The sequence below is a fragment of the Enterovibrio sp. QJM3NY_24 genome, assembly GCF_057786035.1.
Window position 1 is genome coordinate 1,939,056 of sequence record NZ_CM173519.1, and the last position, 17,479, is coordinate 1,956,534.

Genomic DNA, 17,479 nt, shown 5'->3' on the forward strand with positions numbered 1-17,479 from the left:
TACACGCACCGCTAACGTAAATCATTGAAGTTAATGGTTATCTATTAACTTCATGGCTACGCGCGTCCTGACAAAAGTGACGGGCGTAGATCCATCCTATGCTCATCCGAGCAATTTACTAAATAAAGAGGCGTCGGGCTTGTTCAACACCCGAATAAAGTGTCGGCTGCGCGACACTTATTCTTATTTGTTATGTACGTTTTATCGCTACTACGGAAAACGTATGCCAGTGCTTTGTCTTTCCAATTGCTGTTTTCCCAATTTCATCACGTTCATGAAAGCGTACTATTTCAAAATTGTTAAATAAATCCTCAACTTCAAGTTTACTCATTGGAGTTGTAGGAGAACGAAAACCAGAAGCCCAGCTGTCTTTTACCCCCATAAAGTCTCCGGCAAAGACTCCGCCAGGCTCAATACTGTCGACGATACGTTTCCAAGTCACTATAAATAAATCAGGGTCTGCAAAATATAAACTAGAGTTGGCAATTACAACACCGCATCTCGGATACTCAAAATTCTCAAAGCTTGATTCTCGAATGGTTACTAATGGCTCATCACCGAAACGCTCTACACAAATAGCAATAGAGTCAGGATTGTTATCAAAGCTTTGAACCTCATAGCCAAGTCGTGAAATATATGAAGTATCACAACCAGTTCCGCAACCGAGATCAATTGCGACTTTAACATCTGAATCGTTTAGCTTTATCGCGAACTCTGTTCTTGGAGCATGACTTTTAGCTAAAGATTTTTCGTAATATTGACGCCAAATCTTATCATCAGTTTTAGACATAAATAATGAAACACCTTGAAGTACATAACGCCTGCATCTAGCGAATCCCCTCAAATTCTCTTTTCTAAACAATGAGAAGGACGCGCATCGACCCTTTTGATCTAATGAATTTCGCCAAAAACCACATTCCACCAAAAGGGATGAACGATGCGCGATATTCAAATTCTACAAGATACTCTACAAAATCAGTGTCCCACTATTCATAAAAAACGGCTTCAGTCTCTGATACTTGCGACCCAATCCTCACTTGATGGGGCTGACCTTACGCTCACAAAACTTGGCCGCTCCCTTAACGTCATGACCACCGCTAAACATGCCATCAAGCGCGTCGACCGATTGCTTGGCAATGCACAGTTACACCGTGAAAAAGATGACATCTATAAGTGGCATGCCCACCTTATTACACGTGCTAACCCTTGCCCTGTGATTTTGGTTGATTGGTCTGATGTGAGAGAGCAGCTTCGCTATATGACTTTACGCGCCTCTATCGCTCTCGATGGTCGTGCTGTCACCCTTTACGAGCAAGCGTTTGAATACGCACAATATAACTCACCAAAAACGCATCAACGTTTCCTCGATAAACTTCACGACATTCTCCCTCTCGGCGCCGCACCCATTATTGTGTCGGATGCAGGCTTTCGAAACACCTGGTTCCGGCAAGTACAAGATAAAGGTTGGTTCTGGCTGGGCCGTGTCCGTGGAGAAGTCGCGATTAAACTCGACCGTCAAGATTGGCAATGCAATAAAGAACTCTACCCCAAGGCAAACAACAAACCCGCCTATCTGGGCACTTGCCAACTCGCACGCCGCTCTCCTTTGGCTTGTCATGCTCATCTTGTTAAACAGGCACCGAAAGGACGGAAAGCGCAACGTCATACCCGTACCAGCAAGAAGCATACGGCGTCTCGTCTCTTTGCCAAAAGCGCAAACGAGCCGTGGCTATTGGTGACTAATATCCCGAATGACACGCTAAACGCGATTCAGATAACACGCTTATATGCAAAGAGAATGCAGATAGAGGAAGCGTTCCGCGACTTAAAAAGTCCCGCATATGGGCTGGCTCTTCGGCATAACCGAACCCGTTGTATCAAGCGCCTCAACATCTTGTTATTGATTGCGCTGCTTGCAGAGGTATTGATGTGGTGGAACGGTCTCATTGCGACAAAAGCTAAATGGCAATACGACTTTCAAGCCAACACCATTAAGCATCGGCGTGTTCTCTCTATTCCACGCTTGGGACGAGAGGTAAGAAAGCATCGACGGTATTGCATCAATGAACAGCAATATCAATGGGCTATGCTCGAATACCAGAGGCTGACTCATTCATCAGGGTTGGGCGAATTATGAGGGGATCCTTCAGCGCCTGCATAACACGTTTACTACTATGCAATTATACTTAATATTGACGCCTTAAAACGAGAAACACTCGGCAAACTGAGATTGCCGAGTGTAGTAAATCGTGTTGATGCATTTGTTAAATGTTTATTTCACCGATAACGCTATTTCTTCCCTTTTCTCTAAAAAGTCAATTCTCTGCTGCCCACCTAATAAATCGGCTATCAATTGCCCTGAAAATATTAGATACCGAGTCATTGTTATCAGATAAAAATCATAATCAGGTAAATTATCTTTGTTATTGATACTAATTTTCACTTCATCACTTTCTGTACATTTTTCAAAATGTCGAGAAAATATTGCCTCTAAACTACAGTGTGATTCTGCACTTAATAGCGGGTATAAACCAAAATACTCTTTATCCATTCCCGCTAATTGAAATTTATCTTTAATTGTACTTAGTACCTTAAAGTCTGAACTTCCTTTCAATTCTGCTATTTCAATATCTAATTTAGGAAGCTCGTCAATCGCATACTTTTTTATTGACTTTAGATAAGGATTATCATTTTGAGCAGCTTCTAGGTTACGCTTTTTTTGGCGGCAATTATCATAATCAAGTTGATTTACATAATGCTCATTATTAACTAAATTTTGTAAATCTACATAATTTTCTAAAAATGTTCTATAAACAGATAGTGACCCCGAGTAACACTGAGATTCTACCAGCTTGCTAAAAGACTCCGATAATTCAATTAGCGTACAGTATATACCCATTGAATAAGCTGCTAGCTTACTTCTTGATTCAAACTTAAATAATACCGCTTTCTCATTCGAGAAATTAATAGCATCAATCAATAGTTTATTCATTTTCCACCTTAAACATTTAACGCCTAATTAACAGGCAAAAAATAGTTGGCTAAAATAAGTGAACGTAGTGAACAAAAAGCCAACTGTTTTTTGTCCTTGTTCAATTTCTTGTTATGTTTATTTATTTACAAACTCATTAAACGATTGAGTTTGTTGCTCTTCATCTAAAGGTGTTAATGCGCTAAACATGAACTTTGATACTTTGTATTTGTTGGCTAAATTTAGAATAGCTGGGGGAGGACATATAACTTATGATCATGCCCTTTCTTTAAAAAGGCAATATTTTGGAAAAAGTATTTCGGTTGCTCTTGAACTGTTTTCAATAATTTTTTTATTGGAAATTTTAGTTTAGTGTTATTTGTGAAGCTAGAGTTTCTATATTGAATATCTACAGGTAGGCTTTGCGCATTAACTGGTAGAAAAAAGTTATTTATCTCGATTATTGTTTCGACTTTTGTCTTTTCTGGTAATGGAGTCACTCCCGCAGGTACAGAATTATCGGGGTATAAATTAATACCATTTTCTCGATCAAAGCATAAAGAGAACGCACCGTAATCAGACGATTTAACATCGATATTATCAGGTGCTATTTCCAACATTTTAACCAGTTTAGGGTATCTAGATTGGTTTGTACTATTTACACCAGCACCATAAACAACTGTAAGTTTTTTTAATTCACCATATTTTTTAACTAGATTGTATATGCCTTTAATATGAAGCTGACCAGAATCATGTATCAATACATCTGCCTCAGTAGTTTTAAAAATATAAATTAGGCAAGATTGAATCCCAGCAGTAAATACTCCCGAACAATCATCATTTTTATTTTCAAGAATACAGGCTGCATCTTGTGAGATTTCTATAAATTTTACACTCATAATTCGATTCGATCCTTGATAAACATAACGTCGTTTTAAGCGGCGAAAAACGATAGCTTCACACGAAAACACCACCTTAACCGCCATAAATTGATATAACAAAAATTGCGGGGAGTTTTTTCGTCCGCCTTCAAAACCCTTGTTATAAAGCTGCAACCGAAACACTTTGAATAGCCGCACCTCGCCTTTTTTCCTTTGCGAGCAGCACGCAGGGTGCTTGATTGATTCTGGCTATTGATGGCTTGCTTGCAACACTTAAATGCTAGACGGCGACCCAACACCAAACCGCTTTTTTGTTGAGAAAACCACCGTGGTTTATGGTTCAGATACGCTGCTTACATGTAAGTAAAATTACAGCGTATAACGTTCGAATAACGGGCGTTTACTAGCCTAAGCTGAGTGAAGCACCTAAATCACAGCGTTTCTATGAAAAAATGCGCCACGAGTAAACGTCCCTGTTTATTTGCTTGTTAGCATACTTTTAGAGCACTGACGAATCAGTGACACCATTTCACTTGCCATTGGATTTGTAGACATTTTTAAACCGTCAATAATACCCTGTATATTCTCGTCAGGCTGATTTTGGCTCACTTTCCATTTGCCCTCGAGTGATCCCACTTGCACTTCAATACCTACGACAGCTGTCTGTAGCTTTTCAATAAAGTCACTAGGTGCATCAGAGATTGACCAAGGAAAATCAAATTGAGCTTCTTGTTCATCAGTTAGAGTTTCAAGTATTTGATAAACAGCCTGTGGCTCATGAACATATTTAATGTCACCTTTTGCATGAACCACAACGTAATTCCACGTAGGTACAGCACGACCATGTTTGGCTTTTGTCGGATAGTAACTAGGGGAAATATAGCTATGTGCGCCATTAAAGATAACCAGCACTTTCGAGTGCTCTTCGACCATATTCCAGAAAGGGTTAGCTTTAGCGATATGACTTTTCAGTACAATACCATTTTCTGTACTTTCAACTGACACAGGCAAATGAACAACCTCAATACCAGCACCAATTTGGGCGACTAACGTTGCAAATGGATAGTCACACATGACAGAGATGATTTCGTCAATATTATCTTGCTTGAACTTTGCAGGGATAAACACCGAACCTCCTTGTATGCTAACGTCGTTTTAAGGGGCGAAAAACATTAGCTTCACGCAAAAATGCCACCTTAAACGCCATAAGTTGATGTAACAAAATTTGCGGAGATGTTTTGCGTCCGCCTTCAAAACCTTTGTTATAAAGCTGCCACCCAAGCTGTTTGACTAGCCACACCTCGCCTTTTGCCTTTGCAAGCAGCCCTTGGGATGCTTGGTCTTTTCTGGCTATTGATGGCTTGTTTGTAACACTTTCATTGGTGAGCGGCGATCCAAAACCAAACCGCTTTTTTGTTGAGAAAACCACTGTGGTTTGGCGCTCAAAGTCGCTGCTTACATGTAAGTAAAATTACAGCGTATAACGTCGTTTTAAGGGGCGTAAAACATTCACTTCACGCAAGAAAGCCACCGTAAACGCCATAAATTGATATGACAAAATTTGCGGGAATGTTTTGCGTCCGCCTTGAAAACCTTTGTTATAAAGCTGCCACCCAATCTGTTTGCATAGCCGAACCTCGCCTTTTGCCTTTGCAAGCAGCCCTTGGGATGCTTGGTCTTTTCTCACCATTAATGGCTTGTTTGCAACACTTTTAATGGTGAGCGGCGATCCAAAACCAAACCGCTTTTTTGTTGAGAAAACCACTGTGGTTTGGCGCTCAAAGTCGCTGCTTACATGTAAGTAAAATTACAGCGTATAACGTCGTAATAATGGGCGCTTATCAAACCACCCAAACAACTTAAACCTTGTATTCACAACACGTTAAAAAACTGCCGCACCGACAAAGCGTCCGATTGATTACATTGTTAGGTCAATTAGTTAATCTGAACGTGATTTCCACCGCACTACTATCCGTTTCTTTCTCTTTCACAGACTTTATGCAACCAAAATCACTGTCGGAATGATACATAAAATCAACATGTTATGTAGATTGATTAACCTCGACTACGTCACATTCCATTGAGTAGTTATAAGGATATAGAGGGATGTGATTCTCAATAGGTTAAATTATGACTGAATCATCTCAAGATAAGACTAAGCGAAAGCTGATTAATCACATCAAAACTCTCAAGCCAACTCACCAAACTGCTATCTTCTTCAACAACTTTGATGAGGCCATTGAGTTCAATGATTTAATGCAGAAGATTAAAAAACCTGTCAGTGCTGCATTTGAACAAATAACCATGATTTGGATATTGAGATTAAAGTTTCAGTACAACTATGGAACTGTCGGTTACATTCAAATTCTCACGACTGCCGAACTTGATTTGAAACTGCTTAACAAAGTGCTCTATCGATACACCTACGAAAACCAAACCAGATTAAAACAACGTGAATTTGACAGGGAGAAATATACGGAGACTCTATCAACAGAGAAACTTGCTAATTTAAGAGCTTATTTAGGCTCTGAGAGAAGACCAAGACGATATGCCATATCTAACAGGCCAAAACCAAACAAAGGCGCTGAGAATTAACATCAGACGCCCTGTAACTAATTCTCATTTGGATATACAACTTCAAACATGTGTTAGCACGCTGTATACGAGAATGGTTCTCAGCTATTCAACCATAAGTATTGATTACAGAACCACTATTACATTGTCTTCGATATGACCTTGGAGCGTTGTAAAACCAAACTTTTCAGCACGCTGCCTAGGCTCGCTAGAAGCTCCATTAACCGCTGGTGATGCTAAGGAATCTATAGCTGGCTTCAAAACCGCCATAACATCCACTAGAAGCTCTTCGTCAAGGTTATTGGAGATTCGTTCCGGCCCGTGAGCAGCGAGAACCGCCTCTTTAGAGTCAAACCCGGCGTTGTTTCCTAAATCATTGAACTAATATCAATAGCCGCGATCAGATCATCAGGACCTCAAACAGGTAGATGATGATGGGCAAATCCAAGCACAAGATCAGCAACTGGAAAGAATACAACCAAGCCCTGAAAAATCGTGGCTCGGTCACCTTTTGGATTGATGCTGCTGCCATCAAATCTTGGCGCTGCAATAAACACCATGGGAAGCGTGGTCGGGGTTTCCAATTTAGTGATGCATCGATTGAGACGGCATTGATGATCAAAGGAGTTTTCAAGCTCCCTTTGCGAGCACTCGAAGGATTCATTAACTCGCTGTTTGTGCTCATGGATGTTCCACTGACGTCTCCTTCTTATAGCTGTATTAGCAAGCGAGCAAAGACCGTCGAAGTTCACTATCGTTCTCCAAGCCGTGGGCCTATCGCTCATGTCGTCATCGATGCCACTGGTCTAAAAGTGTATGGGGAAGGTGAATGGAAAATGCGTAAGCATGGTAAAGAAAAACGCCGAGTATGGCGTAAGTTGCACCTCGCTATTGATGCCGCTACGCACGAGACCATTGCTGCTGAAGTGAGCTTGGATAGTGTTGGTGATAATGAAGTCTTACCGACGTTGTTGAATCCGCTTCGTCGAAAGATTCAACAAGTGAGCGCTGACGGTGCTTATGATACTAAAGCGTGCCATCGTGTATTGAAAAATAAGGGGATAACACCCACCATTCCTCCGAGAAGTAACGCAGGTTTTTGGGAGGAAGGGCATCCTCGAAACATAGCTGTAAGCGCCTTAAAATCGGGTGATCTCGCCACGTGGAAACAAGAAAGTGGTTATCACAAACGGTCATTGTCAGAAACGGCGATGTACCGCTATAAGCAGTTACTCAGTCCAAAATTGACGTTAAGAGATTACAACGCACAAGTCGGAGAAGCGTTAGCGAACGTCAAGGCAATGAACAAAGTCATAAGACTCGGTATGCCTGTTAGAAAACCAACTGGTTAGGCCGTTAAAATCAAATAGGATCAATTCGTTAGCTTAACGATTTGATCAACAAGGCCGTCAAACCCCGTCAATTTAGTTAGCTCAAGTTCGCCCTTTGTACCATCAAGTACGTATTCAACTTTAATCACTGGTTACTCCTTTCCATGAAGTAACCTAACGTCGTTTTAAGCGGCGAAAAATGATAGCTTCACGCGAAAATACCACCTTAATCGCCATAAATTGATATAACAAAAATTGCGGGGAGTTTTTTCGTCCGCCTTCAAAACCTTTGTTATAAAGCTGCAACCCTATCCTTTTGATTAGCCACACCTCGCTACTCGCCTTTGCGAACAGCCCGTAGGATGTTTGATTTAATCTGGCGACCAAAGGCTTGTTTGCACACCTTTAATGGTAAGCGGCGATCCAAAAACAAACCGCTTTTTTGTTGAGAAAACCACTGTGGTTTATGGTTCAAATTTACTGCTTACATGTAAGTAAAATTACAGCGTATAACGCCTGCATAACACGTTTATTACTATGCAAACCAACCTGAATTAACCGCCCTAATCACGAAACCCAAGGCAAACCCAGAACGCCGAATGTAATAAATCGTGTTGATGCGATTGTTGTGCGTGCTTACTTTCGGCTTGGCTAGCTTGGTAACGAACTGCCCTGCCAAGATTTTTTAAGCCCTGATTCTAATTTACCGATGCCAATTAAGCGAACAAAATGTTCTTAAATTGCGAGATAAAGTAAATGGAAAACAGATACATTTCTTACGCCATTTGAACGGCTTGGTTTCAGCTAGTTTGGAACTGATAAACCAAATATCCTTGCCACAATTGGGATTAAAAATGCTACGAGGAAAACACTGATTAAGACTAAAATGAGGCATAACCAAAGAACAATTGAAGCGTAAATTAGCCACTGAAATGCCTGAACTTAGGGAAATAAGGGCTAATTTGCCGAACCTGATGATACGAAAACCAAAAGGCAACAAAGAAGAAAAGGACGCTTACTAAGCCGAAACTACAAAAGCCTCGATTCTATTGACGAACCGTACAAAAAATTTCGGACTCAGTACGCACAACGCTTGCATAACACGTGCTGACGACCAACTTTACCAAACCAATTACACTTCAAACCAAAAACGCCGAATGTAATAAGCATCGTGTTGATGCGATTGTTGTGCGTGCTTACTTTCGGCTTGGTCAGCTTGGTAAAGAACTGCCCTGCCAAAATTTTCTAAGCGTTGATTTTAATTTACCAATGGCAATTAAGCGAACAAAATGTTTTTAAATTGCGAGATAAAGTAAATGGAAAACAAATACATTTCTTACGCCATTTGAACGGCTTGGTTTCAGCAGATTTGGAACTGATAAACCAAATATCCTAACCACAACTGGGATTGAAAATGCTGCGAGAAAAACACTGATGCAGAATAAAATGAGGCATAACCAAAGAACAATTGAAGCGTAAAAATGCCTCTGAAACGCCTGAACTTAGGGAAATAAGGGCTAATTTGCCGAACCTGATGAAATGGAAACCAAAAGGCACCAAAGAAGAAATTCACGCTTACTAAGCCGAAACTACGAAAGCCGCGATTCTATTGATGAACCGTGCAAAAAATTTCGGACTCAGTACGCACAACGCCTGCATAACACGTTTGCTACGATACAGACTTAGCTGAATTTTACTGCCTTAATCACTGAAGCTAAAGGCAAACTGACAACGCCGAGTGTAGCAAATCGTGTTGATGCAATTGTTAGCTCTCTACTTACAAACTGAAATACTCAACACTTAATTCCCTAGGCGTTTCTGATTTGATGTTATAAATGAAAGTTGCGTTGATATTAATACGAAATCCAAAATGAAGGTTTGCTATACCGTTAATTTTATCTATCTCAACCTCAACAAACTCATATATAGATTCGATTTCTTCAATATGTTGTTTATACTCAACTTCATCAATCGCAATTTTCATATTGATCCCACGCATTTCGTAATAACAGCTGATATAAACATCATCACCTGATAGTTTACTTACTGAATTTATTTCTGGGTCTTCAACACCATCCCAATTAACAACTTCAATGTCCAAAACATCTGTTAACCTGTCTGAAAATAAATTTCTAGAAAATAACTCTGAAAGTTGTGCGTTATTCATGCTTTCTAAATAGTCATCGGTTTCATCTATAAAAAAATCATCAAGTTCATTAATCAGTGCTAGCTTGTCTATTGCATGATCATCTTTATCAATTTTGTCATTAACAAAATCATATAAATTAAGATATGGGGTAATCTTTGCTTCTATTTTGTAATCTTTGATATCTTTTTTAAGATCTGGATGAAATTCAATTTTTTTATTTTTAATTTCGAAAAAATCAGATTTGTTATTTGTAATAAAAATAACTTCATCATCTATACCTTTTTCTTTCAAATACTCTAGAAAAGAAAGCCAAATCAAGGTATCTCGATACCCCTTTTCTTGACCAGTGAAAGGCTTTATTGATTTAAGAGCTCTATTTACAACAACAGATTGTGGAATACAGTCGTAGTTAATCTCGTTAATCCAATCCACTTTCGCAGATAAAATTTCATTTAAATTATATGTTTCTATACCCAACCCATCGGAGGAAAACTGCAATTTTTTAGGATTCAGTTTTTCAATCTTTTTAACTAATCTTTCTACCTCTAATACAGATTCGTCTAGTTCTCTATTCCTAATATTTTCAACCTCTTTAACAACGAGTTCTGAAAGCAGTAAATCTTCCCTATCATTATTAAGATAATGAAACATGAGTTTGAAATTAGGGTTATTTGCAAACCAATTGTTATAAAAAACATTCGTATCTAAAAAAATCTTCACTTATTACTCCAATATTAAAACTACAGATTGAGAGCTAACGCTGGCATAACACGTTTATTACCATGCAGACCAACCTGAATTTTACCGCCTTCATCACAAAACCCAAGGCAAACCCAGAACGCCGAATGTAATAAATCGTGTTGATGCGATTGTTGTGCGTGCTTACTTTCGGCTTGGTCAATTTGGTAAAGAACTGCCCTGCCAAGATTTTTAATATCCTGATTCTAATTTACCAATGGCAATTAAGCGAACAAAATGTTCTTAAATTGCGAGATAAAGTAAATGGAAAACAGATACATTTTTTACACCATTTGAACGGCTTGGTTTCAGCTAGTTTGGAACTGATAAACCAAATATCCTAACCACAATTGGGATTGAAAATGCTACGAGGAAAACACTGATACAGACTAAAATGAGGCATAACCAAAGAACAATTGAAACGTAAATTAGCTTCTGAAACGCCTGAACTTAGGGAAATAAGGGCTAATTTGCCGAACCTGATAATACGAAAACCAAAAGGCAATAAAGAAGAAATTTACGCTTACTAAGCCGAAACTACGAAAGCCACGATCCTATTGATGAACCGTGCAAAAAATTTCGGACTCAGTACGCACAACAGTGTATTAGACCCAAAAATGGTGTGTTTAAACACGCCATTTAGTCCAATAACAACAAACTGCTATTCTACCATCAAGCGTAACGTTATGTTTTATAAAACTAAGATCCGATCTGCAAAAATAACATTGTTAAAAAGTGACAAATCGGTGAGATAGAAGATTATGCACCGTCACCATCAAACCTTTGAGTCTTTAACCAGTACTTAAAACACGACAGATACGCTATCGGTCATTAGCTGAGAGATGGGAAATTCAGTGGCGCGGAATTTTGATGAGTTTCTACTCTAGCTCAAAAAGAGGCAGAAACGAGCCAGATTCTAACCCTTTTCGACCGCACCACTACGCACTATACCCATAGTGTTAAATGGTTACTCTTCGTGAGAAATCTGAATTAGCGGTCATCAATACATCCAACTCGTTTCTGAATCCTTTGAGTTAATGACACTGGCGGCACCACGTTTCCAACCCTAGATTTCAGTGCTTCAAGCGAAACCTGCATAGAACAGTATGAAGCAGATCTCGGTGTATCTTGAATCATATTAAATGCAACAGCATTGCCCTTCACATCACAAACAATCTGATAGAAGGAAGTGTCACGGGCTCGCATGCTCTCAATCTGCAATTATATTAATCTAAGCCACATATTCTTGTTTCCAATTGCCTTAAAAAGCACTATCATCGCGCCGTTTTGGGGAGTAGTCATTCCGTCGCACTGTCGTCATCACGTAGCTTCCGCTACCGGCACGCGAGAACATAGCCATGCTGTGTTTTGACGAGACCAACGCCATTTATTCGCTTATTTTGCTTATAGCTGCGCGGTTGGTTAGGTATTCCCGTACCCCTATTTCCTCCGCGCACCGGAGGTGTCATGTTCCTAAGTGAACTTTTTTCAGGCTATGAAGGCCTATTAGTTCTTACCTTGTTGATGCTTGGCATCGACTTATTGATCACACGTGGAAAAATCAGTTTTCGCAGCGCAGCAATGTGGAGTGTGTTCTGGTTCTCTCTTGCGTTTGCTTTCGCTGGTGCTATTTATCTATTTTGGCCCCACATGGCGCCAACCAGTGAACTGACAAACGGTGAAGCCGCGACCTCGTTTATCACCGGTTATCTGCTGGAGAAATCTCTCAGCGTCGATAACTTGTTTGTATTTGCCCTGATCTTTGCGCAATTCAAAGTGCCAGAAAATCACGTCCCTCGCATCTTGATGCTAGGTATCGTCGGTGCATTAGTGCTGCGTGGCCTTATGATTTCACTGGGCGCTCCGCTTATCGCACAATTCCACGTCGTGCTGTACCTGTTCGGTTTCTTCTTGATCTGGACGGGCGTACAAATGTGGCGTCAGCATGGCGAAGAAAACGAGTCGTTTTCTGACAGCTTTGCGGTAAGACTAGTGAAGCGCTTCTTGCGCGTGAGTCCTGATTACGACGGCAACAAGCTGTTTACTCGCGATACGCTCGGCATTTTGGCAACCCCAATGCTGGTGGTTGTGATGGTGATTGCGATGACAGACGTGATGTTCGCGCTTGATTCTATCCCTGCTATCTTTGCGGTAACGCAAGAGCCGTACTTGGTGCTAGCGGCTAACGTGTTTGCTTTGCTTGGCTTACGCTCGCTGTATTTCGTGCTTGGCGGCATGCTGAACAAGTTCGCGTATCTACACCATACGTTGGCATTTATGCTGTGCTTTATTGGTACGAAGATGCTGTTGATTGAAACGCCATTTGCTATCGCGACGCCTGTGTCACTGGGTGTCATTTTGGCGTCGTTGACAATCGGTATCGGTGCGTCAATTTGGAAGCAACGTCAGCTCGAGAAAGTTGCTCTCTAACCATTCTTAACCCACGTGGCCTTTATGCTCTCACGGCAACGTCTGTTAAAAAGAAGTCGAAATACGATTAAAGAAAACGGGCTCATTACTGAGCCCGTTTCATTTCCTTTTTGCCAAGCCTGAAACTCCCCTCTTTCACTTATCTCGACAAGGCCTGCAAACGTTGGCTTCTAAAATCATTCTTATTCAATGGTTCACCAAATTGGTAATTCGACCAAACCATGACGGTTCTTCTCCCGTTAAGTTCATTGGTCATATCCAAATTGAGCGGTCGCCAGCGCCCCTTGTCGGGCAAGATATAGTCTGACAACAGTAACGTTTTTTCATGGACACCACGGCGATTATGGAAGATGACTTTTTGAGCTCGGTTGTGTTCCGTGTCCACCCAAATCACTCGCTTGCTGTATCCGGAATTTTCATTCATTGGATAGCTTTCGATGACTTCGCAGCTCAGTGTGCTATCTGGGCATGGCTCTGCTCTGAGCCATTTGTAGGTATATTCATTCAATTCCTGTTTGGCGAGATCCTCATAGGAAAATTCCGAAGAAACAAACTTGCCAGAGACATTCGAACTGGAAATACGTTTAGTACGCGACGCGGCGGGCAAATAGAGCCACTGATGATCATCGTCAGGCTCAGTTCTGGCATGAGTGAGCAATGCAATGCCTCGCATGTCGCCAGGTGACTCAAACACCAGCACATTGTATTCACTCGGCGTGTTACCCAGATCTTCAAGCGTCAGACTACGAAACGACCGCTTAACCTCGCGATTACCGAGATATAAGATCATTTCGCCATCAGCACTTGAAGTGCCATAACCGCTATAGGACTGATCCATCTTCTCCGCTATTTCCCTTCCCTTCTCGGCATCATTGGCCAATAGATTGGGAGACATTAGGAGCAGCGTCACCGAAAGCATCAAGGGGGTAAACCTTCGCATATTAAACCTCCTGAACAGTGTGTTGTCGCAACATGCGGTCTGCTGTGATCAGCAGTGCGGGAACAAACAGAAAATCGTACAGCAGCGCAGTGATCACCACACCCAATGCTAACAAACCAAGATTGGCATTAATGGCAAAGCTAGACGTTGCCATTACCGCAAAGCCCAACGCAATGACAAGGGTGGTAACCATAAGTGCCAGCCCTACGCCTGAATAAACATCCACGACGGCCTGTTCAACAGAGTTCCCCTGCCGTCGCGAGTCTTGATATTTGGTAAGAATGTAGACGGTATCATCCACAACGATACCCATGACCATTGCACCAACAACAGAGACAGCAAGATTAATCTCACCCACAAAGTAACCCCACATTCCAAGCACAATGAGGATCGGCAGCAAGTTCGGCACTAAGCTAAATAGCCCCATTGTCCAAGACCGCCAAGCGAGTGAAAGTAAGATTGAAATGGTGACAATGGTTGTGAGGTTACCCAAAAGCATCGACACACTGTTGCGCTCTGACACATACGCAAAGGCCAATGATAGGCCAGTGCCGGCCTGACCCGAGAGGAGTGGCGCATTTTGTTGCATCCAATCCTCTGCCGCCTGCTCAATAGAGATAGTGTCAGCAGATGAAAGGTTGTCTGTCATGATCGACAACCTAGACGAGGCATAATCCGGCGTAACGCGATCACTCAGGCTATGCCCATAAGGCGCTGATATTTCATAGGTTGTTAGAAGTTGAGAACTAAGATACGGGTCGTCTGGCAGCTCGGCTGACGGTGTATTGTTAAACGCCTGATGCAACCGCGCAAGATGGTCTGGCAAGGCTATCACGGCATTCACATGTGGCTGCTCTCGAAGCCAATCAGCAAACGCGGCCACTTGTTTTAAGTAATCCGGATCAGCCACTGTTTTGCCTTCAGGCGCATCGAAGGAATACTCGATTAGCCCCATTCCACCCCAATGATCCTGAACCAAGTCAGTCTGAACACGGAAACTGTTTCTGTCATCAAAGTACTTTACAAAATTGTCATTGAACGTGATGAGCTGCAAGCCCAGTAGCGCGGTCACCGCTAGGGTTGAAAACACAAACAAAATCCAGCTGGCATTGTTGCACACACGCTTGGCCATCTTCCCAAAATGAATCTTAGGCAGTGCTGGCAATGGTTTGTTGCGGCGACGTAGCCATGCGAGTAAAACGAGTGGTGTCAACGTCAGGTTGACCACGAGGCTCGTTAACACCCCCAGCGCGGCAATGGTGCCGAGTTCGCCAAACGGTTCGACATCTGAAAAGTTAAGGCTCATAAACCCAACAAACGTCGTTAAGTTAGTCAACGACAGTGGGACCACGTTGTAAGCCATAGCCGCAAGCACCACTTTATGTGGATCAACCTTAGGCATCACGTGTCGTAGTTGGTAGGTTTTGGCAATAATGTGGACAGCATTCGCGACCGCCAACACCAATATAATCAACGGTGCTGCGCCCGATGCGGTGTTTAACTGGAACCCCATCCATGCCACCGCACCCACAGCGCCAAGAATGCTCAGCAGGATCACCATCAGCACAGTCAGCGAAGGAACCAACGCACGGAACAAGGCACCAATGAGTATCAACACCAGCAATATCATCGCGGGAACCAAAGAGCCAGAATCCGCTTCGCTTGCTTCATTCAGGGCATAGTCGAGCATGACCAGTCCGGTGAGGTAAATCTGGTAGTCAGGGTATCGCTCTAGATACGCAGCCTGAAGCTCTCGGGCATGAAGGGCCACGGTTTTCACAGCCTGTAAATCGTCACTCGACATGGCGACAGTCAAAAACACCGTTGCTGCATTGCCATCTTTGGCAATCAGATTTCCTACCACATCTGGGCGTTGTTCAAAAAAACGTGCCAGCGTTTGTTGCGTCTCGGGGCTTTGTTCTTCGCCAGATAAAATGAGGTCATCGACAATCATGCCGCCGCCATCAGCATCGGCGATGGGATCGATAAAGTTCACCAGTGATGTGACTTTACGAGCGTAAGGCGACAACCAAAGTTCATCCGTCAGTTCACGTATCAATGTCAGTGTTTTTGGGCTGGTAGTTGACTCGCCTTCCGGCGGAACCAACACAAACATGACATTTTCATCTTTGGAGTAATTCGCCTCAAGCTCATCCAGTGCAACTTTTTCTGGTGAACCGACAGCGAGAAAAACCCGAGCGGAATTATTAACCTCCAGTTTAGCGAGACCTCCCGCCAACAAAAATATCGCGCCCAACACGACAATCAAGGTGGTTTTGGTATGAGAAAGCACGTATGAAACCAAGCAAATTAGCCGTTTTTCAATGCCCAGTGGCTTATTTTTGTGCTCACTCATTAAACACCCGCCCTTTTTTCTCGTCATACAATGTCATGAATTGCTTTTGGCAGATTCGAATACTGGGTAGTAATGCGTCAGAAAAAGACACACCGTCTGCTTTCATGGCATTGATGGCGGAGCGGTCGAACGTCCAATTTCGACTCGCTATTTCAAGGTTGGTACGACAAAACGCATTGAAAGCACGAACACGCGGAGAAAGACCCTGATAATCGAGCGAATCATTATCTGGTGCCCATTCCAATGTGTTGGGTTGACCGATTTCGTCAAACAATAGTGACCACAAATCTTTCATGGTGGGCGCTTGTGATGAATCAGACACCACATTAATGATCTTGCCTTGGAACGGCTGGGACAATGCGTAACGCATGACGGAGATGAACGCGTCTTGATGGACAAAGTTCATTTGGGCATCAGGACAGGCAAGGCGCATCAAATCAATATTGTTTGGCAGTAAACGTTTTGCGCCATCCCAAAGCTGGTATATGCCGTAGCGCTTTCCTGCATAGCTCCCTGTTCGACTGTCGCCTATCACCACCGAAGGGCGGATGATGAGATAATCTAACCCAGACTCTGACACCAAGCGTTCGGCTTTGCGCTTTGTGCGGGTATACATGGTGGGGTCATCGCCCTCGTCACCATAAATCCGCTCTTCAATAAAGCCATCACTGACTGCGGGCGCAAAGGCGGTCGAAATGTATACGTGCCTGTCTATTCCTTTCGCTTTTGACTGCTCAAGTATCCAGCCCGTGAGCGCCACATTCACTGCATTGAGGTTTTCTTCGTTGAAGTATTCCACGGATCCGATGCAATTTATCACGGTATCAACACCTTCGATCTCTGGTGAGTCAAAGAGGTCATCGTTAAAGCAAACGGTGTCGAACAGGGCAGCAATCTCGTCATCACTCAAAGGCAGTATTGCCCCTGAGGCTTCAAGCGTTTCGCGCGCAAGTTTTACAATGTCAGCTTGCAGTTCATCAAACGTCGCCGGATCTCGGGACGCAATCACAATTTGGTGTCTGGCATCCATCAATATGGCGGCCGCCACTAACCGTCCAATATAGCCATTCGCACCGAGCACGAGAATTCGCATTGGCATCCTTCCTTGT

The 17,479-nt window shown here is 42.5% G+C and carries 14 protein-coding genes; 4 read left to right on the plus strand and 10 right to left on the minus strand.

Annotated elements, in window-relative coordinates; translation table 11 throughout:
• Positions 1-190 precede the first annotated feature (190 nt).
• Entirely contained in the window at positions 191-790 is a 600-nt protein-coding gene (locus AC3CIC_RS08545; protein WP_488514320.1) for a class I SAM-dependent methyltransferase, read from the minus strand.
• A gap of 147 nt (positions 791-937) precedes the next feature.
• On the opposite strand from AC3CIC_RS08545, the gene AC3CIC_RS08550 reads away from it, so the two are divergent.
• Positions 938-2,137 (plus strand): IS4 family transposase, encoded by a 1,200-nt coding sequence (locus AC3CIC_RS08550; protein ID WP_488514321.1) that lies wholly within the window; start codon positions 938-940, stop codon positions 2,135-2,137.
• A gap of 135 nt (positions 2,138-2,272) precedes the next feature.
• On the opposite strand, the gene AC3CIC_RS08555 is transcribed toward AC3CIC_RS08550, so the two are convergent.
• From AC3CIC_RS08555 to AC3CIC_RS08575, 5 genes are all read right to left on the minus strand, one after another.
• Complete coding sequence (locus AC3CIC_RS08555) at positions 2,273-2,992, minus strand: DUF5677 domain-containing protein (RefSeq protein ID WP_488514322.1); 720 nt, start codon at positions 2,990-2,992, stop codon at positions 2,273-2,275.
• A 221-nt stretch (positions 2,993-3,213) separates the two neighbouring features.
• Entirely contained in the window at positions 3,214-4,026 is an 813-nt protein-coding gene (locus tag AC3CIC_RS08560) for a hypothetical protein (protein WP_488514323.1), read from the minus strand.
• 303 nt (positions 4,027-4,329) lie between these two features.
• Positions 4,330-4,980 (minus strand): FMN-binding negative transcriptional regulator, encoded by a 651-nt coding sequence (locus AC3CIC_RS08565; RefSeq protein ID WP_274167118.1) that lies wholly within the window; start codon positions 4,978-4,980, stop codon positions 4,330-4,332.
• 16 nt (positions 4,981-4,996) lie between these two features.
• On the minus strand, positions 4,997-5,281 hold the full coding sequence (locus AC3CIC_RS08570) for a hypothetical protein (protein ID WP_488514324.1): 285 nt from the start codon (positions 5,279-5,281) through the stop codon (positions 4,997-4,999).
• 42 nt (positions 5,282-5,323) lie between these two features.
• Positions 5,324-5,617, minus strand: coding sequence for a hypothetical protein (locus AC3CIC_RS08575; RefSeq protein ID WP_488514325.1), 294 nt, complete (start codon positions 5,615-5,617; stop codon positions 5,324-5,326).
• 365 nt (positions 5,618-5,982) lie between these two features.
• Between AC3CIC_RS08575 and AC3CIC_RS08580 the strand changes: the two genes are divergently transcribed.
• Both AC3CIC_RS08580 and AC3CIC_RS08585 read left to right on the plus strand, forming a co-directional pair.
• On the plus strand, positions 5,983-6,447 hold the full coding sequence (locus AC3CIC_RS08580) for a hypothetical protein (protein ID WP_488514326.1): 465 nt from the start codon (positions 5,983-5,985) through the stop codon (positions 6,445-6,447).
• A 413-nt stretch (positions 6,448-6,860) separates the two neighbouring features.
• A complete protein-coding gene (locus AC3CIC_RS08585) occupies positions 6,861-7,778 on the plus strand; it encodes an IS5 family transposase (RefSeq protein WP_488515876.1) in 918 nt (305 codons plus the stop codon).
• Between the two features lie 1,756 nt (positions 7,779-9,534).
• Here AC3CIC_RS08585 and AC3CIC_RS08590 read toward each other — a convergent pair.
• A complete protein-coding gene (locus tag AC3CIC_RS08590) occupies positions 9,535-10,626 on the minus strand; it encodes a PIN domain-containing protein (RefSeq protein ID WP_488514327.1) in 1,092 nt (363 codons plus the stop codon).
• A gap of 1,485 nt (positions 10,627-12,111) precedes the next feature.
• Between AC3CIC_RS08590 and AC3CIC_RS08595 the strand changes: the two genes are divergently transcribed.
• Positions 12,112-13,074 (plus strand): TerC/Alx family metal homeostasis membrane protein, encoded by a 963-nt coding sequence (locus AC3CIC_RS08595; protein WP_016958930.1) that lies wholly within the window; start codon positions 12,112-12,114, stop codon positions 13,072-13,074.
• Between the two features lie 139 nt (positions 13,075-13,213).
• On the opposite strand, the gene AC3CIC_RS08600 is transcribed toward AC3CIC_RS08595, so the two are convergent.
• The 3 genes from AC3CIC_RS08600 to AC3CIC_RS08610 are packed head-to-tail and all read right to left on the minus strand — an operon-like array spanning position 13,214 to position 17,463.
• Positions 13,214-14,014, minus strand: a complete 801-nt coding sequence (locus tag AC3CIC_RS08600; protein WP_488514328.1) for an outer membrane lipoprotein-sorting protein — start codon at positions 14,012-14,014, stop codon at positions 13,214-13,216.
• A 1-nt stretch (position 14,015) separates the two neighbouring features.
• Positions 14,016-16,370: an efflux RND transporter permease subunit gene (locus AC3CIC_RS08605; RefSeq protein WP_488514329.1), complete on the minus strand. Its 2,355-nt coding sequence runs from the start codon at positions 16,368-16,370 to the stop codon at positions 14,016-14,018.
• Positions 16,363-17,463 carry an NAD-dependent epimerase/dehydratase family protein gene (locus tag AC3CIC_RS08610; RefSeq protein WP_394210354.1) on the minus strand — a complete coding sequence of 367 codons (1,101 nt, stop codon included), beginning with the start codon at positions 17,461-17,463 and terminating at the stop codon, positions 16,363-16,365. Before AC3CIC_RS08610 ends, AC3CIC_RS08605 begins: the two co-directional genes overlap by 8 nt.
• Positions 17,464-17,479 lie beyond the last annotated feature (16 nt).